Genomic DNA, 20,628 nt, shown 5'->3' on the forward strand with positions numbered 1-20,628 from the left:
CAGATTACTTGCCGCCGAGCATCGTTTCGATCGGCGCGCCGGCCTTCAGCTCCTTGTGGTCGGACGCATAGTCCTTGTAGCCAAGGAACCGCGCGGAAGTAGCAGCAAGCTGGGAAAGCGTGACCTTCTCGCCGCCCGAAATCTCGCCCATCACCGGGCTATCCGGGCCGATCACCGCCATCCAGACCTGATCGTCGCCCTTGAAATCGGTGATGATTTCGGTGCCGTCCTCAAGCGTCCAGGGGAAGCGGCCATGATGGCGGAAGTCTTCAAGCTTTTCGCTGCCGCGGCCATGGTCCACCGTCACGATCAGGGTCGTGCGGCCCTTGTAGCGGGCGTCCGACTGCAGGAAGGACCACAGCTCGCCAAGGAAAGTGTCGGCGCGGTGGGCGGCGCGGACATATTCGTCATACTGGCCGGCGTGGGCAAACTCGTCCGTATCGCCAAGGGCAATGTAAACGAAGCGCTGCTTGTCGTCCTTCAGGGCCTTGCGGGCAAATTCCATGGTGAAGGAATCAAGCCGTTCTTCCGTCCAGGGGCTGTAGGTCATGGCCTGCACGCGGTTCAGCTGGACGGCTTCCTTGTCGCCCGATTTGCCGGCATAGGCGTCGAAGCCCGAATTGACCGGAACCCCGGCGCGTTCCTCGTTTACGATGGCGTCGAACGCATCCCATGAGCCGAAGGCAGCGATCTTGCCCTTGTTCTCGGGCTTGCCGTTCAGCCATTCGAGCACGGTACGGTTGGGGTTCGGGACGCTGTCGTTGCTGTCGACCCGCGGGTCCGGGATGCCGGTCAGGATCTCGTTATAGCCGGGATAGGAGAAGTGATAGGGGTTGGTGAGGGCGGCTTCGCTGCCCTTGTCGCGGTTGCCATAAAGCTGGCCTTCCTTGGCAACTTTGCTCCAGAGGAACGGCATCAGTTTGGTCCGACGTTCGTCTTTTGACGCGGCATCGAAGTCTTTCTTGAAGCTGTCGACATGCTTCGGGTGGGCGAGATATTTTTCGCCGTCCATATAGGCCGGATCGATCCCCCGGAACACTTCCTGCCAGCGCAGGCCATCGATGGTGACAAGCACGACCGTATCGGTCTTCTGGCCGGCATCGGCGAACGCCGGGCTGGTTGCCGTGAGGGCGGTGAAACAAAGCAGGCTCAATATCTTGCGCACGGGGCTGGTTCCTTTCGGGATGGTCAGGCAAGCGGATGGGGCCGGGCGCACTGACCCGGCATCGCGGCGCATTGTGGCGGGGCTTTGTGACAGATGGATTGCGGTTGACCCGGCCATTACAAGGCTTTTTCATGCGGACGGCCGCTCTGTTCTGGTGCGGCAGAACATTCGGGGGCATATGCCATGCATTATCTCTATCTTGGGGCCGCAATCTTTTCGGAAATTGTCGGCACGCTTGCGCTCAAGTCATCGGAACAATTCACCCGGCCCGTGCCGACGCTCGTGATGGCGGTCGGCTATGGCATCGCCTTTTACATGCTGTCGCTGACCCTGAAGACGATGCCGGTAAGTGTGGTTTACGCCATCTGGTCGGGGCTTGGTATATCGATCCTCACCCTCATCGATATCTTCTATTTCAAGTCGCCGGTGAACCTGCCGATGCTCGCGGGTATCACGATGATCGTCGGCGGTGTGGTGCTGGTGGAAATGTACACGGGCCGCACCGGGGCCTGAAACGGTAACGCCACCGCTCCGATATCACCACTGTGTTGCAAAAAAGGTAACGACAGGTCAGCCAGAGTGGCGATTGTGTGCAACGCCCGGATGTCCCATCTCTGTCGCAACACAGTAACCTTATCGGAGACGGAAAATGATCAGTATCAGACGCAGTGAAGAGCGTGGCATCGCCAACCATGGCTGGCTCAACAGCCATCACACCTTCTCGTTCGCCGACTATTACGACCCGCGCCATATGGCCTTCGGGCCGCTCCGCGTGATCAATGAGGACCGCGTGATTGGCGGCGCCGGTTTCCCGACGCACCCGCACCGCGACATGGAGATCATCTCCTATGTGATCGACGGCGCGCTGGAGCATAAGGACTCGCTCGGCACCGGGTCGGTGATCCGGCCGGGTGACGTGCAGCGGATGAGCGCGGGCACAGGGGTCCGCCACAGCGAATATAACCATTCGCCGAAGGACCCCGTGCATTTCCTGCAAATCTGGGTGCTGCCGCAAGCCGAGGGCATCAAGCCCTCCTACGAGCAGAAGCATTTCAGTGCTGCCGAGAAAGCCGGAAAATGGCGGCTTGTCGGCAGCCCGACCGGGCGCGACGGATCGGTGACCATCCATCAGGATGTGAACCTTTATGCCACGCTCCTGAAGGACGGTGAGAAGGTCACGTTCGAAGCCTCGCCCGAACGTATCCAGTGGGTGCAGGTGGTGCGCGGCGGCGTGTCGCTGAATGGCAAGCGCCTGAAGGCAGGTGACGGTGCCGCCATCGAGGATGTGGCCGATATCGAGCTCATTGCCTCGACGGATAGCGAAGTCCTTCTCTTTGATATGACAGCGAATTTCTGACCTGTAGCGTATCCGTCAGAAACCGGGCCCTGGGGTGAGTTCGACACACTGTTTGTGTCGGCCCCGGGGCCCGACCTTTTTTCAGGCAGAGCAAACGGGCATCTTTCTGTGAAAAATTGGTCAAGCCACCTTGCCAGATGCTCTAAAATAGGGTTTGCTGGATTGGACGAACTGATCACGTTGTCATCAAGAAAACGCGCCAATACCGAGCCTTGGCGAACCATTCTAGCGAGAGGCCAGATCCATGAAGTTTCGTCCGTTCCTGATGCTTTCCCAGCTGGTTGCGCTCGGCGCCGCAGGTGCCGTGCAGGCCGCCGATCGGGAGTGCGCCCAGTCGCCTGGTCAGGTGATCGACCTGTGTGTCTATATCGAAAGTGGTCAGGCCTATTATGAGGTGAGCCGCAAGGGCACCAAGGTGATCGCGCCTTCCGTCCTTGGCCTCAGCTTCGAGGGTGAGCCACAGGCCCGCTACACGGCAATCGCTGGCGCCAAACGGAATAGTGCGGACAGCACATGGGAACAGCCGTGGGGCGAACAGCGCTTCATCCGCGACAATCACACCGAACTGAAGGTGACCCTGAAGGGAGACACGCCGCTCAACAAGGCTGTGGACGTGACCTTCCGCCTGTTCGACGATGGTTTCGGCCTGCGCTATACCTACGGTGCCATTCCGGCGGGCCGGAAGGTGGCGGTGACGGCGGATCGTACCGAGTTCAGCACCATCGGGAACTATAGCGCCTGGTGGTACAAGCCTCTGGAAGACGACCGCGACGAATATCTCTACAAGGAAATCGATGCCAAGCGCATCACGCTTGCCGAAACGCCGCTGACACTGCGCTCGCAGGAAGAGGGTGGTCTTCTCCTTGCCTTCCATGAAGCGGCCCTTGTCGATTTCCCGAGCATGCTGCTTTCGGGCGATGGTGCCGGCAAGCTGACAGCGTGGCTGATGCCGTGGCCGGATGGCGTGCGCGCCTACAGGACCGGGCCTTTCTCGACGCCGTGGCGCACGGTCGTGATTGGCGAAAGTGCCGGTGATCTTGCCGATAGCCGGATCGCGCTTAATCTCAATGAGCCGAACAAGATCGGTGATGTTTCATGGTTCACGCCGGGCAAATATGTGGGCGTCTGGTGGGAAATGCATCTGAGGCGCAGCACGTGGGCAAGCGGTGACCGCCATGGTGCGACTACCGAAAATGTGAAGCGCTACATCGATTTCGCTGCCAAGTACGGCTTCAGTGGTGTGCTGGTCGAAGGCTGGAACAAGGGCTGGGACGGCGACTGGTTGCGGAACGGCCACCAGATCAGCTTCACCGAGCCTTACCCTGATTTCGACCTGAGGGGGCTGGCGGACTATGCCAACTCGAAAGGTGTTCGCCTGATTGGCCATCACGAGACCGCAGGCGCCATCGTCAACTATGAAAGCCAGCTTGATGAAGCCTTCTCGCTTTATGCGGGGCTTGGCGTCAACACGGTCAAGACTGGCTATGTGGAAGACAGCGGCGATATCAAGGACGCCGAGGGCGGCAAACACTGGTTTGCCGCCCAGTATATGGTCCGCCACCATCTGAAAGTGGTAGAAACCGCCGCCAGATATCATATCGCCATCAATGCGCACGAGCCGGTGAAGGATACGGGCCTGCGCCGCACCTACCCGAACTGGGTGAGCCGCGAGGCGGCACGCGGGCAGGAATTCAACGCCTGGGGCCGTCCGACGAACCGGCCGGATCATCTGACGATCCTGCCCTTCACCCGGCTGCTCGCTGGCCCCATGGACTATACCCCCGGTATCTTCGATATCGAAAACGGCAAGTCCGTGGTCACCGAGCGCCTGCAGGCAACCATCGCCAACCAGTTGGCGCTTTATGTGGTGATATACAGCCCGGTCCAGATGGCGGCGGACCTGCCCGAACATTACGAGGCACGCCCCGATGCGCTGCGGTTCATCCTTGATGTCCCGGCCGACTGGGAAAACTCCAAAACGCTGGCGGGCGAAATCGGCGACTATGTCGTCGTCGCCCGGCAGCAGCGTGAGGGCAAGGACTGGTTCCTTGGCGCCGTGACGGATGAAGAAGAACGCAGCATTCAGCAGTCGCTCGGTTTCCTCACACCCGGCAAACGCTATGAGGCGCAAATCTACCGGGACGCGGATGATGCCGACTATCGCACCAACCCAACTGCACTGACGATCGAGAAAAAGGTGGTGACAGCCAAGGACAGCCTCGGCCTCGTGTTGAAGCCCGGTGGCGGTGTCGCGGTACGCTTCAAGGCGCTGGACTGATCGTCAGGAAAAGACGGAAGCAAGGGGCGGGCTGCGGCGCGCCCCTTCTTTTTTCAGCGCAGCCGTTTGGCGTGCCACTCGATATGGTCGGCCATGAAGGTGGAGACAAAATTGTAGCTGTGGTCATAGCCGGCCTGCAGCCTGAGGATCAGCGGGATACCAGCCTTTTCGCACGCCTTGCGCAGCAGTTCCGGCTTCAGCTGTTCGGTCAGGAACCCGTCGGCGTCACCCTGATCAACAAGAAGCGCATCGAGCCGCGCGCCGCTTTCGATAAGCGCAACGCTATCATGCATGGCCCAGGCCGCGCGGTCGGTGCCCAGATACCCGGTGAGTGCTTTTTCGCCCCACGGGCATTGCATCGGGGCGGCGATGGGGGCAAAGGCGGAAACGCTTCTGAACCGGCCGGGGTTCCTCAGCGCAATGGTCAGCGCACCGTGCCCTCCCATCGAATGGCCAGTGATACCCTGCCGCTTCATGTCCGCCGGGAAATGGTTGGCGATCAGGCGCGGCAGTTCCTGCGTGATGTAGCTATACATCTGGAAGTGCGTCGCCCACGGTGCCTCGGTCGCATCGACATAGAAGCCGGCACCCTTGCCGAAATCATAGGCTTCATCATCCGGGACATCCTCGCCGCGCGGGCTCGTGTCCGGGCAAACGACGATCACGCCTTGCTCGGCGGCAGCGCGCCGGTATTCGCCTTTGTCCATCACATTCTGGTGGGTGCAGGTGAGGCCCGAGAGATACCACAGCACCGGCAGCCTGATGCCGTGTTCGTGCGGCGGCACAAAAACGGCGAAGGTCATGTCTGTGCCTGTCGCTTCGGATGCGTGGCGGTAAACGCCCTGAATGCCGCCGAAACATTTGCTCGTCGAAACGGTTTCTATGGTCATGGGGTTCCTCCTTGGCAGGTTGTCTCTTTATGGAGCCAAATGGTTACAGGCGAAAGCTACGATTGAAAAATGGCAACAGCTTGATTTGCGTCGGGCTTCCGGCTTCGCTACTAGTGAGGTGAGACGAAATTCCCAATCCCCGGAGACCCTGCCCATGAAAACCCGTGCCGCCGTCGCCTTTGAAGCGAAGAAACCGCTCGAGATTGTCGAGCTTGACCTTGAAGGCCCCAAAGCCGGTGAAGTGCTGGTGGAAATCATGGCGACGGGCATCTGCCATACCGATGCCTATACGCTTGATGGGTTCGATAGCGAGGGGATTTTCCCTTCCGTCCTTGGCCACGAAGGCGCGGGTATCGTGCGCGAGGTGGGCGCAGGCGTTACGAGCGTGAAGCCCGGCGATCATGTGATCCCGCTTTACACGCCCGAATGCCGTCAGTGCAAAAGCTGCCTTTCGGGCAAGACCAACCTTTGCACGGCAATCCGCGCCACGCAGGGCAAGGGCCTGATGCCCGATGGCACCACGCGCTTCTCGTACAAGGGTCAGCCGATCTATCACTATATGGGCTGTTCCACCTTCTCGAACTTCACGGTGCTGCCGGAAATTGCTGTCGCCAAGATCCGCGAAGACGCACCGTTCGACAAATGCTGCTATGTCGGCTGCGGCGTGACGACCGGGGTGGGGGCTGTCACCAAAACCGCGAAGGTCACGCCAGGTTCAAATGTCATTGTCTTCGGCCTTGGCGGCATCGGCCTCAATGTCATTCAGGGGGCCAAGATGGTCGGCGCCGACATGATCATCGGGGTCGATATCAACGACGCCAAGGAAGAATGGGGCCGCCGTTTCGGCATGACGCACTTTGTGAACCCGAAGAAGGTTTCGGGTGATCTGGTTGCGCATCTTGTGGAACTGACAGGCGGCGGCGCCGACTATACGTTCGACTGCACCGGCAACACCGATGTGATGCGTACAGCGCTTGAAGCCTGCCATCGCGGCTGGGGCGAAAGCGTCATCATCGGGGTCGCCGAAGCCGGCAAGGAAATCAGCACCCGCCCGTTCCAGCTGGTCACCGGCCGCGTCTGGAAGGGCTCTGCCTTCGGTGGCGCCAAGGGCCGCACCGACGTGCCGAAGATTGTGGACTGGTATATGAACGGCAAGATCGAGATCGACCCGATGATCACCCATGTGCTGAACCTTGAGGATATCAACAAGGGCTTCGACCTGATGCACGCGGGCGAAAGCATCCGCAGCGTCGTCGTGTTCTGACACACTGAGTATATAAGCAAAAAGCCCGGCGCCAGTGATGGCTGCCGGGCTTTTTCATTTCAGGGGAAGGCGGCTCAGGCAGCCTTGCCCAGATAATCTTTCTGCAGCCATTCGGCAGCGCCTTTGTAGGCGCCGTCGAGATCCGGCACCGCGGATTCATCGCCGCCGATATCGAGGCCGAGATAGCCCTTGTATCCCACCCGGTCGAGCGTCTCTAAGAAGATGTCCCAGCGGATGCGGCCATCGCCTACCGCCAGATGCTCCACCTTCTGCCCGCGGTTGTCGGACACGTGGATATAATCCACATGGTCCTTCAGGCGGGTCATCGAAAGCGCGAGGTTGTCGCGGACCACGAACTGGTTGGCGGTGTCGAGTGTGAAGCGCAGGTTATCGCGCCCCACGGCATCGTGGAAATAAAGATAGGCATCGGTGTTCGAAGCCAAGAGCCCCTCAGCCGGGTGCATCAGGTACGTCAGCCCGTGGCGTGCTGCGATATCGCAGGCATCGCGGTAGGTGCCAACGATATTGTCCCACACCTTCTCCCATGTCACATCGCGCGGCAGGAAGGCGGCGGAGAGAACCTCGTCGCCATAGTGGCGCACCACAGGGATATCTTCCGGGAACTGGTAGGGCGGCAGCGGCGCGTTATCGAGCACACCGAGCGAGCCATAAAGCGTCGCTACCTCGCAGCCTTTCTCAAAAAGCGCCAACTGTCGCTCGCGCTCGGCGGCATCGAGCGACGACAGGCCCGGCAGTACGGTGCAGAAATAGGGGACATTCAGCCCCAGTTCCTTGATCTTGGCGGCGAAGCGGTGGCGGTTCTCGTAGACCTTGCCGAGATGCTCCTCACGGATGCCTTCCAGCTCCACGGATTTGAAGCCGAGCGCTTTCATTTCCTCCAGATGCTTTTCGGTATCCTCGGCCTTCGGCGGATAGCCATATTTGGTGATGATATAGAGGAAAGCGCAAACGATACGCTCGTTATACATGGGGAACTCCTAAAGCAGGTCGGCGATGCCGATAAGGCCGATAACGGTCATGAAAACGGTGAAAAGGGTGATGGCGGCGACGATGGCGAGCGTGGCGGGCTTTGCCACATGCTCGCCCATGATCGATCTGCGGGTTTGCAGGATCGCCATCAGGGTCAGTACGATAGGCGTGATGATCAGGGCCAGCGCCTGGGTCACGATCATCACCATCACCGGGCGACCGCCGAAGATCGGCACGACAAGGCCGAGGGCGGCGTAAAAGACGATGATGCCTTTCGACCATTTGGAGGACAGGTCCATCGGCTTGCCGTGATAATCGGCGAGCAAGAGCGGTACCAGCATATAGTGCGGGAACAGGGACGAGAGACCCGCGCAGACAAGGCCTACAACAAACACGGATACGGCGAAGCGTCCGGCGAGCGGCTCCAGAAGCTGGATCATGTCGATGGCGTTTTCAACATGAAGCCCCTTGGGGTGCAGCGTGCCGGCAGCGGCGGCCATCACCGAAATGCTGAGAAAGAACATCAGGAAGGACGAGACGAAGGCGTCGCGCTTTTCAAGTTTCAGGTCCGCGACACCCCATTGTTTTTCCTTCACGGTGATCGACCGTGCCACATAAAGGACCCCGCCCATGGTGGTGCCGAGCATGCCGGCAACGATAAGCCCGGCGTTCGCTTCCTCCGGGATCGAGGGAACAAGGCCGCGGATCACGGTGCCGGCGTCCGGGATCACCATCACCGCGGTCGCGAGGAAGCAGACGGCCATCAGGCCCACGAACAGTGCGAGGAGCTTTTCGATGAAGCTGTATTTGCCGCCGAACAGCAGATAGACGAGCATCCCGCCAAAGGCGAGGGCAAGGATGATGGTGCTGATGCCTTCGCCCGAAGGCGTCAGCGGGCGAGACCATTCCTTCACCACGTCGGTGATGATCGCCATCACGCCGATCGAGGACACCATCTCGGTGAAGATCAGGACGACAAGCACAAAAAGGGCGGCAGGCTTGCCGAAATGCAGCCTGAAAGCCTGCAGCGAGCTTTCGCCGGTAATCAGCGTATAGCGTCCGAAAAAGACGATCAGGATATAGGTGCAGATGCAGGAAAGCAGCACCGCCCAGGAAAGGATCATGCCGTGCGAGGCCCCGGCCGAGGCCATCGTCGTGATGCTGCCCGTGCCGATATTGTAGCCGACCAGAAAAAGGCCGGGCCCGATGGTGGACAAAAAGAACAGCGCCTTTTTCCAGAAGCTGGACATCAACAATTACCTTCCCTTGATCCGGCCATGACGGCCTTTCCCTGTGTCCCGGCATTGTGCGGCCGGTATTCATTGTGGTCAGTTGTGCTTTAGAAGCCTGCGGTGCCGCTCGATGCTGTTGGCGAGGTGGCGGCGGGTCACTTCCCGCGCCAGCCGTTCGTTGCCATCTGCGATGGCTTCGACGATTTCGCGGTGCTCCACCTGTGTCTGGCGCAGCAGTTCAGCCTGATGCTCCCTCACCTCGTCCTCGGTGCGGCCGGCCGCAAATTTGGGCACCAGATCATGCGGCGGGATCATATGCTTGCCGAGGAAATCGATAAACCGGCGGAACTGCGGGTTCTTGGTGGCTTTGGCGATGGCGGTGTGCAGTTCAAAATCGGGTTCGGTCGCATCCTCACCCGTATCGAGATAGGCGTCGATCCGGTTGAGGCATTCCTGCATGGCGACGATATCCTCGGGCTCGCGGCGGCGGGCCGCGGTGCCTGCCATCTCGATCTCCACTGCCATGCGCAGCTCAAGGACATTGATGACCTCTTCAAGCGTCTCCATTTCCTCGCTGCTGATACGGAAAGGGGCGGCCCCGGCATTCGGGGCTACAAAGGCGCCGACCCCCTGACGGGTGATGACAAGCCCGTCAGCCTTGAGGGCTGCTACCGCCTCGCGCACCACGGTGCGGCTGACGTCCGCCGAGCGCACCAGTTCCTGTTCTGTCGGTAGTTGCTGACCGGACGTAAGCGTGCCGTTCAGGATCTGGCCGCGCAGTTGCTCGATCAGTTCGGATGTCAGCGAGCGACGTTTTCCGAGAGGTTTGATGATTCTGTCCGACATATTTGCCCCCTAAGCCCAGGCTGATGGATGTTGGTGCATCGGATGATGGGTCATGGCGCACCCCGCATCAAGGCTGGCCATCGGCGAGTACCCTTTGCAGGCGCTCCACCGAGACGGTCATATGCAGGAAGGCGCCAAGGCCGCGCGGATCATTCAGGCGCACCGGCTGCTTGTCGTAGGCGTCATCCGAGAAGAGGATCGGTGTGCCCTTGACGATGCCTTTGACCATCCCATCCTCGCGCACTTCTGCCGCCACGGCTTTCCAGCCTTTCTCGATGGCGGGCAGGAAGGCGGTTTCATCGAGCCAGCCGTTACGTACCCCTTCGGCGAAGGCGCGGATGAACATCGCGCTCGCCGATGTTTCAAGATACGTGTCGCTGTTATCCAGCACCTGATGCCAGCGGCCCTGGCTGCTCTGGAATTTCAGCAGGCCTTCGGCGTGGCGTTTGTAAGCGGCAAGGAGGGCCGGATAATCCTTGTGGCCCTTGTCGAGCGACAGAAGGATGTCGGTCTTGGCCATGATGGTCCAGCCATTGGCGCGTGCCCATTTGCTGGTGGTGTGGGGGCCGTTCTCGCCCAGTTTGCCGTGCCAGTAGACGCTGGTGGCGGGGTCGTAGAGATGCTTGTCGATGAGCAGAACTTGCCGTGCGGCCTCATCCCAGTATGCCTGATTGCCCGTTGCTTCACCCATGCGGATGAGGATGCTGGCGCCCATATACATGTCGTCTGCCCAGATGGAGAGCGGCACCGGATTGAGGCGACCGATGGTGCCATCCGAGAAGCGCGGCATATTGTTCATCACATGCTCGGCGGCGCGGTGGGCGAGATCATAATCCGCGTCCCCCGGTTTGGCCGCGGCGCCAGCGCCGAAGCGGCGCAGGAAGCGGTCGGCAAAGGGCAGGGCGGGGATGCCGGCGTCATCCAGAAGGGCGAAGCGGAAGTAATGGCCGTAAGCGCTGTGGATGAGGCCATAGTCGGCACGTTCACGCTCGATCAGCGGGCGCTTCTCGAGGAAGAAATCGAGATGCCGGTTGATATAGGGCTGGTAGTCGAGGCTGTCGAACGTATCCGTCACGCTATACATGGCATCCAGGATGGCACCGGTGAAATAGCGCCAATCGGCATACTCGAGCTTGTCGGCATGCTTGCGCTGCAGATGAATGCGCGGCACATCCCAGCGCACCGGCAGGCCATCAGCGCCTTCATAGTCCCCGCTGAAATCAGGTGTGGTGGCACCCAGCGGATGATCGGTCGCGATACCTTTCGGGGCGGGCACGGGGCCCGCTACGATGAAATGCAGCATCTCGGGCGCGTCTTTCACCTGCGCCGGCGTCACCTTCAGGCGCGGGCTGAGTGTCGCGCCGCTTTTGCCGAAGAAGCCGAGCCAGATGCGGGCGGCGTCCGCCTTCCCCGGCAGCATCCGAACGGCGAGCGTATGTTTGCTGCCGGGGGCGAGGTCCACTGCTACATAGGAACCGGCGTCATAGCGGTCATAGTCATGGCCGACCGGGAAATGGTCTTGCTTCGTGGTTTTGGCATAGATGACCTTGCCATCAAGCCGTACTTCCACGGCACCAGCCGAATGCGAAATGCCGAAGCGTGCGGTGGCAAGCTTGTCGCCCGGCAGTGTATCGGCGGGCTCATCGGTGCCGACGGCAATATCCGCGCGGGCGAAGTAAAGGCCGCCAGCAGCCGCGCGCAGGGAATCGGCGAAATCGATATAATAGAAGCCCTCGTCGTCAGCGCCGGGCAGCTCGGGGGCGAAGGCGAAGGTAGTTTCCGCAACGATGCGATCTGCAACCTGTCTGGCCAGTTTTGCGGGCTCGGGCGAGAAAAGCTCCGCTGCCGGTGCTGTCGCCGATGCTGTGGCCGCCATCAGAATGGCTGCGATGCTGCGTGCTCCCCACTTCATATTTTCCCTCTTTCCCTCGTTTTTCAACCTGTCTGACGTGCTTTTCAGGGCGGTATCCGATGCCGCGCCAGGGCACAGGCGGCAGGTTTCAAGGCAGAGACTAGCGAGTCATCAGATGTACGACAAGATACAATTTGGTCTTGCTGCCTGACCAATTCTGCGCCATCCTGTCTGTCAACAGCTGCCACAGCACCGTCCGCCCCGTTTGGAGCAGGGCGGCGCGGGCCGCTGAGGGGAGTCCAGGGAGAAAAAAGTGCTATATCCGCAGAGAAACGTCTGCCGCGACCTTGTCGACTGTTCGGGCCTGTGGCGGTTCCGGGCCGATCCAGACGGTGTCGGCTTCACGGAAGGCTGGTCCACCGGCTTTGAAAGCGACATGGTGTGTGCCGTGCCCGGCAGCTGGAACGAACAGCTGCAGGAATATGGCCTGATGAATTATGTGGGCGGCGCCTGGTATCAGATGGATATCTTCGTGCCCGTCCATTTCGCGGGTCGCACCGTGCGCCTGCGGGTCGGGTCTGCGGATTTTCAGGCCAAGGTCTGGGTCAACGGCACGCTTGTGGCTGAAAACGACATTCTCTCCCTGCCGTTTGAAGCGATGGTTGAAGACCATATCGCGCCCGGCAACAAGGCCCGGATCGTTATCTGGGTCAGCAATGCGCTCTGGCCCGATGCGATTACGCCGAGTGTTACCCTCGATACTTATGTGCGCGAGGAACGGATCAGGGACGAGCAGTTCCCCGCAACCCGGCCCGATTTCTTCCCCTTCGGTGGCATCCAGCGCCCGGTTCTGCTGGAGGCCATGAATGCGGTGCATATCGACGACCTGACGGTGACGACGGAAATCGACGGTACCACCGGTGTCGTTTCCGCCGAGGCCGCAGTTTCCGCACCGGATGGCACGCTTTTCCGTGTGTCGTTGCCGGGCGGCGAAGTCGCTGAAACCGCCGTCTGGAGCGGCAACGCCATGGTCACGCTGCGGATCGGCAATTGCCGTTTCTGGTCGATGACAGATCCCCACCTTCATGCGTTGAAGGCTGAGCTTTGGCAGGCGAGCCTTCTGGCGGATCAGTATGAACTGAATATCGGCGTGCGCGAGGTGAAGGTTGTCGGCAAGCGGCTTTACCTGAACGGCGAGCCCGTCTTCCTGCGCGGCTTCGGCAAGCACGAGGATTTCCCGGTGCATGGCCGGGCGGTCAACCAGCCCTTGATGGTCAAGGACTTCGGGCTGATGAAATGGATCGGCGCCAACAGCTTCCGCACCTCGCATTACCCCTATGCCGAGGATATCCTCGACTATGCCGACCGCACCGGGGTGCTGGTGATCAGTGAACTGCCGTCGGTGAATCTCGATTTCCGGATTGTGAGCGACGCGACGCTCGATCATCACCGCCGCACGCTGGACCGCCAGATCGCGCGGGACAAGAACCATCCGTCCGTCATCATGTGGTCGGTTGCGAACGAGCCCGGTTATCTCGGCGAGGCCGAATATAAAAGCGACAAGACCCACGCCTACTGGAAAGCGGTATGCGATCACACCCGTGCGCTGGATGTCACGCGCCCGATCACGATGGCGAATGTGGGCCGCATCGGACACGATGACCCGGCCTTCCATTATGTCGATGTGATTTCGATCAACCGCTATTACGGCTGGTACGACATGCCGGGGCAGCTGGACCGCGCCGGTGCGCGCCTGAAGGCCGAGCTTGATGCCATCGCGGCGGATCATGACAAGCCGATCATGGTGCTGGAGTTTGGCGCCGATACGGTTGCCGGACTGCACAGCACCACCGACCAGCTTTTCACGGAAGAATATCAGGCCGACTTTATCGAGACCTATTGCCGGATCATCGAGGCGCACCCGAACGCCATCGGCACCCATGTCTGGAACTTCGCCGATTTCCGCACATCGCAGCATCACCGCCGGGTGGTGCTGAACCTGAAGGGCGTTTTCACACGCACTCGTGATCCGAAGCGCGCGGCGTTCAAACTGCGGGAAATGTGGGCGGTGCCTTACCGCGATCCGGCAGCAGGCGAGGGGAAGTAAGATTATGTTCGGTCTCAGCTATCTCGATCTTGCCGTCATCGGCGGCTATTTCGCCATCCTCACCTGGATCGGCGTGCGCACCTATGCATCGGTGACCAACACCGGCGACTATTTCATGGGCGGACGACGCTTCAACAAGTTCCTGATGATCGGCCATGCCATGGGCACCGGCACTCACACGGACCAGCCGGTCGCGGTGGCGGGTGCGTGCTACCAGCATGGCCTTGCCGGCATCTGGTACCAGTGGATGTGGATGTTCTCCACGCCCTTCTACTGGCTCCTGTCCCCCGTTTACCGACGCCTGCGGTACATCACCACGGGCGATTTTTTCGAGCGGCGCTATGGTCGTGTCCTTGGCGCCTGGTATGCGGCGATGGGGCTTCTTTACTTCACCACCAACACCGGCCTGATGCTGAAGGGCACGGCAACCACCATTGACGTGGTGACGAGCGGCAAGGTGCCAAGCGACTATGCCGTGATGATCATGACGGTGCTTTTCGTCACCTACAGCGTGATCGGCGGCCTTGTGGCGGCCGTTATTACCGATTTCATCCAGAGCCTCTTTATCCTGATCCTGTCGTTCCTCCTGATCCCCTTCGCGCTCAACGCGGCGGGCGGCATCGGGGCGATCCATGACGGCCTGCCGGCCGAGATGTTCAGCTTCATTGCGCCTCAGGAAATTACGCTTTTCTTCATCGTGATGGTGATCCTGAACGGCCTTGTCAGCATCGTCGTGCAGCCGCACCACATGGCGGTCGGCGGGGCTGGCAAGGAAGAATTCGCCTGCCGCACCGGCTGGACTTATGGCAACTTCCTGAAGCGCCTGATGACGCTTGGCTGGGCTTTTGTCGGCGTGTTTGCGGCTTTCCTGTTTCCGGGCCTTGAGGGGCACGACCGCGAAATGGCCTTCGGCCTAGCCATCAACAACCTGCTGCCCGCAGGCCTCATTGGTCTGATGCTGGCCTCCATGGCGGCGGCGGTTATGTCGTCCTGCGACAGTTTCATGGTTGGTGGCTCGGCGCTCTTTACCCGCAATTTCTATCGCCGCTTCATCAGCCCCGACAAGGACGACCGCCATTATATGATGGTGGCGCGGATTGCCTCGTTCGTTGTTGTGGTGGGTGGTGTGGCCTATGCCTACTGGCTGGATAGTGTGATCCAGGGCGTGGTGATCCTCTGGAAATTCACCGCCTTCTTCGGTGTCTCTTTCTGGATGGCGCTCGTCTGGAAACGCGCCAACCGTTACGGGGTTTATGTCAGTGTGCCCCTGATGGCGGCCTGCGTGATCGTCACCGGCGACATGGTGCCGTGGGGTCTGCACTGGGATATCGAATACCAGATCGCGCTCTATCTGCCGGTCGGCTTCCTGTCCTTCATCATCGCAAGCCTCCTGACCCCGCCCGAGCCCGAAAAGCAGGTGAGCGATTTCTACACCTTGCTCGCGACCCCGGTGGGTGAGGAATACAAGCTCCATGAGGCTGGTGTCGAAATGGTGCTTGAGGGTGTGCCCGTGCAGCAGGCTGACCCGAAGCTGCCATCCCTGTCGGAGCGCGGCCACAGCCTGATCCTTGTCGATCTCCTGTCACTTTCGAAGAAGTTCAGCTTCAAACGCTACCGGATCGATGTCCTGGGCTTTGGTGCCGCGTGGCTTTTCGTCGGGGCGATTATCCTCCTCGGCCTCGTGCTTGCCCGGGTCGGTGCATGACTGAAAGGAGGAAATATCCCGTGACACACCTGATGCATTCCGCCCGCCGTTTCATGCTTGCCGGCCTTCTGGCCTTCACGGGCGCCCTTGTGCCAGCGATGGCAGAGACGAGCCCGGTGGTGCCCTTGCCTCAATCCGTGAGCTACAAAAAGGGAGCTTTCCCGATCGATGCGACCAGAACGGAGATTGTGGCAGACGATGCCTTCGCGTTCGAGATCGCACAGATCGCCGCCGAGTATGAAGCCATTGGCGGTGCCCGGCCTGAAGCCGCCAAACCAGCCCTCGTGATCAGCCTGAAGCTTGATGACAGCGAGAAGGAAAAGCTTGGCGCCGAAGGCTACCGGCTGGATGTCACGCCCAAGGGGATTGCGATCACGGGGCCCGCCAAGGCGGGTGTTTTCTATGGTGTGCAGACGCTGAAGCAATTGCTGCGCGCGCATGCCGCCAAAGGGGCCATCCCTGCGCAAACGATCAGCGACTGGCCGGGGCTTGAGTTTCGCGGGGTGATGGACGACATCAGCCGCGGCCCGGTGCCGACCATGGCTTTCATGCGCCAGCAGATCGAGCGTCTGTCGGAACTGAAGTTCAACCGGCTTTCCTATTATTCCGAACATATCATCCGCACGCTCAGCCATCCCGAGGTTGCTCCGGCGGATGGTGGCATCACGATTGCCGACCTCGAGGCGCTCGTGGCCTATGCGCGCCAGCATCACATCATGCTCGTGGGCAACCTGCAGTCCTTCGGTCATTTTGAAAAGTCGCTGATGCACCCCGGCGTCAGGCCGCTTGGTGAGGGCGACCGGATGATTTCGCCGGTGCTGCCCGAAGCGCGGCATTATCTGAGCGAGATGCTGGGCGAGGTCGTTCCGGTTTTCGATGCGCCCTATTTCAATATCAACAGCGACGAGACCTTTGATCTTGGCACCGGCTATTCGAAGCTCGCGGCTGATGCCAAGGGCAAGGGCGCGGTTTACGCGGCTCATGTGAACTGGCTGCATGACCAGCTGACCGGCATGGGCAAGCGCATGATGCTGTGGGCTGACATCGTGGCCGAACATCCCGAAATGATGGCGGATATCCCCAAGGATACCATCATGATGCCATGGAACTATGACGCTGACTTTGACTTCGTCGGCATGATCGCACCCCTGAAGCGCGAGGGCTACGATGTCATCGTCACCGCAGGCATCCTGAACAGCTATCGTATCGCCCCTGATCTTGAAATGGCCCGGCAGAATCTGGACAAGTTTCTGAAGGCCGGTGCCGATGCCGACGTGATGGGCGCATGGACCACCGTCTGGGACGATGGTGGCATGGCCCTGTTCAATCACGATTGGTACGGTCTTGCCTATGCCGCCGATCGCAGCTGGCAACCGGCAGCGGCCGTTGACAGGAAAGGTTTTGAAGCGCGCCTGATGGCGGGGGTTTATGGCTCTCCTGATGCGCCTTTTGTTGCTGCACTTGAACGGCTCTATGCCGTTACCAATGTGGCGCCAACTGCCGGCTTCAATGACCTGCCGATCTGGCGGGCAGCGCTGCCGGAACGTGGGCAGGCAGGCCGTGTGGCGACCGAAGGCTGGCCCGAAGTGAAAGAGATCGCGAAGGAAACGGGCGCCCTTCTGGATAGTGTAACGCTGAAGCGATATCCGGCAGATGCTGAAGTTTATCGCTTTACGGCCAAGCTTTATCGCACCCTTGCGGGTTCGCGCCTCGCGGCACTTGATGCGGCGGCAGATTATGCCCGTGCCTCGCGCCGGCAATGGGAAGACCGGATCGACGCCCGCGCCGGGCTTGTGGAGGCTGTCGAAAAGCTCAGCAAGGTGGAACGCGACTGGCGTACCTTGCAGGGCTGGTACGAAGGGTTGTGGCTGCGAGAGAACCACACATCCACGCTCGATCATGTTCTGGATCGCTATCAGGCCCAGATCGACCGCTGGGCCGATGCGCACCGCCGGGTGAAGCAGGCGCTGCGCGACTTTGACATGGGCAATACGCTGCCCGCCCCGCTGGATGTGCGGCTTGAGATCAGCCCGCTTTCCGGCCAGTATTTCATGGGCTGGCTGGAGCTTGGCACCTTCCCGGTCGCGAAGGGCGAGAAGGCGGTCGATATCGACTATATGGCCACAAATGGCGGCGAGAAGGCAGCCCGGCCCAAGGTTACGGAAACGATTGTCGAGAAGGGCCGCAAATATCGCTGGCGGCGTATCCTTGCCAATGCGTCGGATGTGGTTGACCTTGCAGCGATGAACCCCTCGGCACCCGAACAGGCCGTTCATTATGAATTCGCCGAGGTAACGAGCCCCGACGACCGGTTGGTGAAAGCGAAGGTATCCTCGACCGGCTCGATGGCCGTCTATCTGAACGGCGAGCTTGTCTACCGCCACGAAGGCAGCCGACCGCTGGTGATCGATGAGGATACAATCCCGATCAACCTGAAAGCCGGTAAGAATGCATTGATGGTGAAACTGGTCCGCGAAGGGGCAGACTGGCAATTCACCTTCAAGCTGCCGGACAATCAGGTAGCAACCTCCAAGAACCGTTACCGGATCAAGGATTAGGCATCATGCAGCGATTTGAAGGCAAAAGGGTGATCCTCACCGGTGCACTGGGTGGCATCGGGCAAGCGATAGCCGACCGCCTGAGCGCGGAAGGCGCCCGTCTCGGCCTGATGGACCGGGCCGAGACGGGCTGCGTACCCGGTGTCAAGTCGGTCGCCTATGCCGGTGCCGATGTCGCTGACGAGGCAGCAGTCGCGGATGCGGTCGCAAGCCTTGCAGATGCTCTTGGCGGCATCGATATCCTTGTCAATTGCGCGGGTGCGGTGAAGGGCGAGGATCTGGATCATACCGACCCCGCCACCTGGCGCTGGAATGTCGATCTCAATCTCAATGGCACCTACAATGTGACGCACGCTGCGCTGCCGCACCTTCTGGCGAACGCCCGCAGCGCCATCGTCAATGTGTCGTCGGTTAACGCCGTGATGGCGGTGGGTGTGCCAGCCTATAGTGCCGCCAAGGCCGGCATGATGGCGCTGACCCGCTCGCTCGCCACCGAATATGCAGCAAAGGGCCTGCGTGCCAATGCGGTGTTGCCCGGCACCATCCGCACGTCCGCGTGGGATGAACGGGCCGAGCGTACCCCCGACGTGTTCGAAAAAGTCGCCGGTTGGTATCCCGGCGGCGCGCTCGGACGGCCTGAAGATGTGGCGGCGGCGGTCGCGTTTCTGGCGGCTGACGAAGCGGCCTTCGTGAACGGTGCCGGGCTTGTGGTGGATGGCGGGCTTTCGGCCGGCCATCACCGCATGGTCGCCGATTTTATCTGAGAGGTATGTCATGAGTGATGGGAAATGCCTTTCTGGCAAAACGGCGCTTGTCACCGGCGCGGGGCAGGGCTCGGGCCGGGCAATCGCCCTGCGGTTCCTGCACGAAGGTGCACGGGTGATTGCGCTGGACCTCAATGAAGTGGCCCTTGCCACCTATCACGGGATGGAAGGCGTCGTGCCTGTCGCCCTTGATGTGGGGGATGCTGCCGCCATCGAGGCCTGCCGCACGGCGCATCCCGATGTTCACATTCTGGTCAATTGCGCGGGTATCGTGCGGCACGGTACGGTGCTGGATTGCACACCCGATGATTTCGCCGTCACCTTCCGGGTGAACGTGGAAGCCATGTATCACACGATCCGCGCGTGGCTGCCGGGCATGCGGGCACGCGGCGAAGGTGTGATCATCAATATCGCCTCGGCGCTTGCCGCCAACGCCACGGCAATTAACCGGTTTGCCTATGGCGCCAGCAAGGGGGCCGTGGTGGCGCTGACCAAATCGGTCGCGCTTGATTTCATCAAGGATGGCATCCGCTGCAATTCGATCAGTCCCGGCACCATCCAGTCGCCCTCGCTTGAAGGCCGCATTGCGGCCACCGGCGATACCGACGCTGCCATGAAAGCCTTCATCGCGCGCCAGCCGATGGGGCGCCTTGGCCAGCCCGAGGAAGTTGCTGCCGTGGCGCTGCTGATGGCATCGGGCGAGGCGGGCTTCATGACAGGTTCGGACGTCGTCATTGACGGCGGCTTCAGTCTTTAAAGGAGTATTTCAGTGAAACTTGTTCGTTACGGCGAGAAGGGCCGTGAAAAGCCGGGCATTGTGGACGCCGCTGGCGCCCTGCGCGACATATCGGGTATTGTTGCCGACATCACGCCGGCTTTTCTGGCCAGCCCGCTTTACGGCGAGCTGAGGCGCGCAGACCCGGCATCTTTCCCGCTCGTTTCCGGCAATGTGCGCTACGGCGTGCCCGTTTCGCACGTCGGTAAGTTCGTGTGTGTCGGCCTCAATTATGCCGATCACGCGAAGGAAGCCGGCCTGCCGATTCCAGATGAACCGATCCTTTTCATGAAGGCAACGTCCGCCGTGCAGGGGGCGAACGACACGGTGGTGCTGCCGCGCGGCCATACCAAAGGGGACTGGGAAGTCGAGCTTGGCATCGTGATCGGCAAGCCGGCGAAATATGTATCCGAGGCCGACGCCATGAGCCATGTGGCCGGCTTCTGTGTGGTTAATGATCTTTCCGAACGTGCCTTCCAGATGGAACGCGGCGGCCAGTGGGTGAAAGGCAAAAGCTGCGATACCTTCGGCCCCGTCGGCCCGTGGCTCGTGAGCCCCGATGAGGTGGCCGACGTGCAAAACCTTGGTATCTGGCTTGAACTCAACGGCAGGCGTATCCAGGACAGCAGTACCGCGCAGATGATTTTCCCCGTGGCGCATCTGGTGTCCTACATCAGCCAGTTCATGTCTCTGCAACCGGGCGACATCATCTCCACCGGTACCCCGCCGGGCGTGGGGGCTGGCATGAAGCCGCCGCTTTGGCTGAAGGCCGGCGACGAAATGCGCCTCGGGATCGACGGGCTTGGTGTTCAGGTCCAGATCGTGACCGAAGAAGCGTGAGTCCG

The 20,628-nt window shown here is 60.6% G+C and carries 16 protein-coding genes; 10 read left to right on the forward strand and 6 right to left on the reverse strand.

Going from position 1 to position 20,628, the window contains the following annotated elements; all coding sequences use genetic code 11:
- Positions 1-4: 4 nt before the first annotated feature.
- Positions 5-1,165, reverse strand: a complete 1,161-nt coding sequence (locus OU694_RS00925) for an alkaline phosphatase family protein (protein WP_308909128.1) — start codon at positions 1,163-1,165, stop codon at positions 5-7.
- A gap of 183 nt (positions 1,166-1,348) precedes the next feature.
- On the opposite strand from OU694_RS00925, the gene OU694_RS00930 reads away from it, so the two are divergent.
- From OU694_RS00930 to OU694_RS00940, 3 genes are all read left to right on the forward strand, one after another.
- Positions 1,349-1,678, forward strand: coding sequence for a DMT family transporter (locus OU694_RS00930; RefSeq protein ID WP_308909129.1), 330 nt, complete (start codon positions 1,349-1,351; stop codon positions 1,676-1,678).
- A 136-nt stretch (positions 1,679-1,814) separates the two neighbouring features.
- Positions 1,815-2,522, forward strand: a complete 708-nt coding sequence (locus OU694_RS00935) for a pirin family protein (protein WP_308909130.1) — start codon at positions 1,815-1,817, stop codon at positions 2,520-2,522.
- A 244-nt stretch (positions 2,523-2,766) separates the two neighbouring features.
- Positions 2,767-4,800, forward strand: a complete 2,034-nt coding sequence (locus OU694_RS00940; RefSeq protein ID WP_308909131.1) for a glycoside hydrolase family 97 protein — start codon at positions 2,767-2,769, stop codon at positions 4,798-4,800.
- 53 nt (positions 4,801-4,853) lie between these two features.
- Here the strand turns inward: OU694_RS00940 and fghA are convergent, their stop codons facing one another.
- Entirely contained in the window at positions 4,854-5,690 is an 837-nt protein-coding gene (fghA, locus tag OU694_RS00945) for an S-formylglutathione hydrolase (protein ID WP_308909132.1), read from the reverse strand.
- Between the two features lie 154 nt (positions 5,691-5,844).
- Between fghA and OU694_RS00950 the strand changes: the two genes are divergently transcribed.
- Positions 5,845-6,954 carry an S-(hydroxymethyl)glutathione dehydrogenase/class III alcohol dehydrogenase gene (locus OU694_RS00950; RefSeq protein ID WP_308909133.1) on the forward strand — a complete coding sequence of 370 codons (1,110 nt, stop codon included), beginning with the start codon at positions 5,845-5,847 and terminating at the stop codon, positions 6,952-6,954.
- 74 nt (positions 6,955-7,028) lie between these two features.
- Here OU694_RS00950 and OU694_RS00955 read toward each other — a convergent pair whose 3' ends face one another.
- The 4 genes from OU694_RS00955 to OU694_RS00970 form a co-directional block, all read right to left on the reverse strand.
- Positions 7,029-7,943: a sugar phosphate isomerase/epimerase family protein gene (locus OU694_RS00955; protein WP_308909134.1), complete on the reverse strand. Its 915-nt coding sequence runs from the start codon at positions 7,941-7,943 to the stop codon at positions 7,029-7,031.
- Positions 7,944-7,952: 9 nt separating this feature from the next.
- Complete coding sequence (locus tag OU694_RS00960) at positions 7,953-9,194, reverse strand: Nramp family divalent metal transporter (protein ID WP_308909135.1); 1,242 nt, start codon at positions 9,192-9,194, stop codon at positions 7,953-7,955.
- 78 nt (positions 9,195-9,272) lie between these two features.
- The gene (locus OU694_RS00965) at positions 9,273-10,022 is read right to left on the reverse strand and encodes a FadR/GntR family transcriptional regulator (RefSeq protein ID WP_308909136.1); all 750 of its coding nucleotides are present in this window, start codon (positions 10,020-10,022) and stop codon (positions 9,273-9,275) included.
- Positions 10,023-10,089: 67 nt separating this feature from the next.
- Positions 10,090-11,934: a glycoside hydrolase family 88/105 protein gene (locus OU694_RS00970; RefSeq protein WP_308909137.1), complete on the reverse strand. Its 1,845-nt coding sequence runs from the start codon at positions 11,932-11,934 to the stop codon at positions 10,090-10,092.
- A gap of 253 nt (positions 11,935-12,187) precedes the next feature.
- Between OU694_RS00970 and uidA the strand changes: the two genes are divergently transcribed.
- Genes uidA through OU694_RS01000 form a run of 6 tightly spaced genes read left to right on the forward strand, consistent with a single transcriptional unit; the run spans position 12,188 to position 20,623 of the window.
- Complete coding sequence (gene uidA, locus OU694_RS00975; protein ID WP_308909138.1) at positions 12,188-13,981, forward strand: beta-glucuronidase; 1,794 nt, start codon at positions 12,188-12,190, stop codon at positions 13,979-13,981.
- 4 nt (positions 13,982-13,985) lie between these two features.
- Positions 13,986-15,686: a sodium:solute symporter family protein gene (locus OU694_RS00980; protein ID WP_308909139.1), complete on the forward strand. Its 1,701-nt coding sequence runs from the start codon at positions 13,986-13,988 to the stop codon at positions 15,684-15,686.
- Between the two features lie 20 nt (positions 15,687-15,706).
- Positions 15,707-18,244, forward strand: coding sequence for a beta-N-acetylhexosaminidase (locus tag OU694_RS00985; protein ID WP_308909140.1), 2,538 nt, complete (start codon positions 15,707-15,709; stop codon positions 18,242-18,244).
- Between the two features lie 5 nt (positions 18,245-18,249).
- Positions 18,250-19,008, forward strand: a complete 759-nt coding sequence (locus OU694_RS00990; protein WP_308909141.1) for an SDR family NAD(P)-dependent oxidoreductase — start codon at positions 18,250-18,252, stop codon at positions 19,006-19,008.
- A gap of 10 nt (positions 19,009-19,018) precedes the next feature.
- Positions 19,019-19,765 carry an SDR family oxidoreductase gene (locus tag OU694_RS00995; RefSeq protein ID WP_308909142.1) on the forward strand — a complete coding sequence of 249 codons (747 nt, stop codon included), beginning with the start codon at positions 19,019-19,021 and terminating at the stop codon, positions 19,763-19,765.
- A 12-nt stretch (positions 19,766-19,777) separates the two neighbouring features.
- Complete coding sequence (locus OU694_RS01000) at positions 19,778-20,623, forward strand: fumarylacetoacetate hydrolase family protein (protein WP_308909143.1); 846 nt, start codon at positions 19,778-19,780, stop codon at positions 20,621-20,623.
- Positions 20,624-20,628 lie beyond the last annotated feature (5 nt).

The sequence above is a fragment of the Pseudokordiimonas caeni genome, assembly GCF_026719705.1.
GTDB classification, from domain to species: Bacteria; Pseudomonadota; Alphaproteobacteria; order Sphingomonadales; family Kordiimonadaceae; genus Gimibacter; species Gimibacter caeni.

Coding starts and splice junctions, on each gene's coding strand:
- OU694_RS00950 (WP_308909133.1), top strand. CDS start 5,845: ATGAAAACCCGTGCCGCCGTCGCCTTTGAAGCGAAGAAACCGCTCGAG.
- OU694_RS00990 (WP_308909141.1), top strand. CDS start 18,250: ATGCAGCGATTTGAAGGCAAAAGGGTGATCCTCACCGGTGCACTGGGT.
- OU694_RS00935 (WP_308909130.1), top strand. CDS start 1,815: ATGATCAGTATCAGACGCAGTGAAGAGCGTGGCATCGCCAACCATGGC.
- OU694_RS00965 (WP_308909136.1), bottom strand. CDS start 10,022: ATGTCGGACAGAATCATCAAACCTCTCGGAAAACGTCGCTCGCTGACA.
- OU694_RS00970 (WP_308909137.1), bottom strand. CDS start 11,934: ATGAAGTGGGGAGCACGCAGCATCGCAGCCATTCTGATGGCGGCCACA.
- OU694_RS00995 (WP_308909142.1), top strand. CDS start 19,019: ATGAGTGATGGGAAATGCCTTTCTGGCAAAACGGCGCTTGTCACCGGC.
- OU694_RS00930 (WP_308909129.1), top strand. CDS start 1,349: ATGCATTATCTCTATCTTGGGGCCGCAATCTTTTCGGAAATTGTCGGC.
- fghA (WP_308909132.1), bottom strand. CDS start 5,690: ATGACCATAGAAACCGTTTCGACGAGCAAATGTTTCGGCGGCATTCAG.
- OU694_RS00980 (WP_308909139.1), top strand. CDS start 13,986: ATGTTCGGTCTCAGCTATCTCGATCTTGCCGTCATCGGCGGCTATTTC.
- OU694_RS00960 (WP_308909135.1), bottom strand. CDS start 9,194: ATGTCCAGCTTCTGGAAAAAGGCGCTGTTCTTTTTGTCCACCATCGGG.
- OU694_RS00955 (WP_308909134.1), bottom strand. CDS start 7,943: ATGTATAACGAGCGTATCGTTTGCGCTTTCCTCTATATCATCACCAAA.
- OU694_RS00940 (WP_308909131.1), top strand. CDS start 2,767: ATGAAGTTTCGTCCGTTCCTGATGCTTTCCCAGCTGGTTGCGCTCGGC.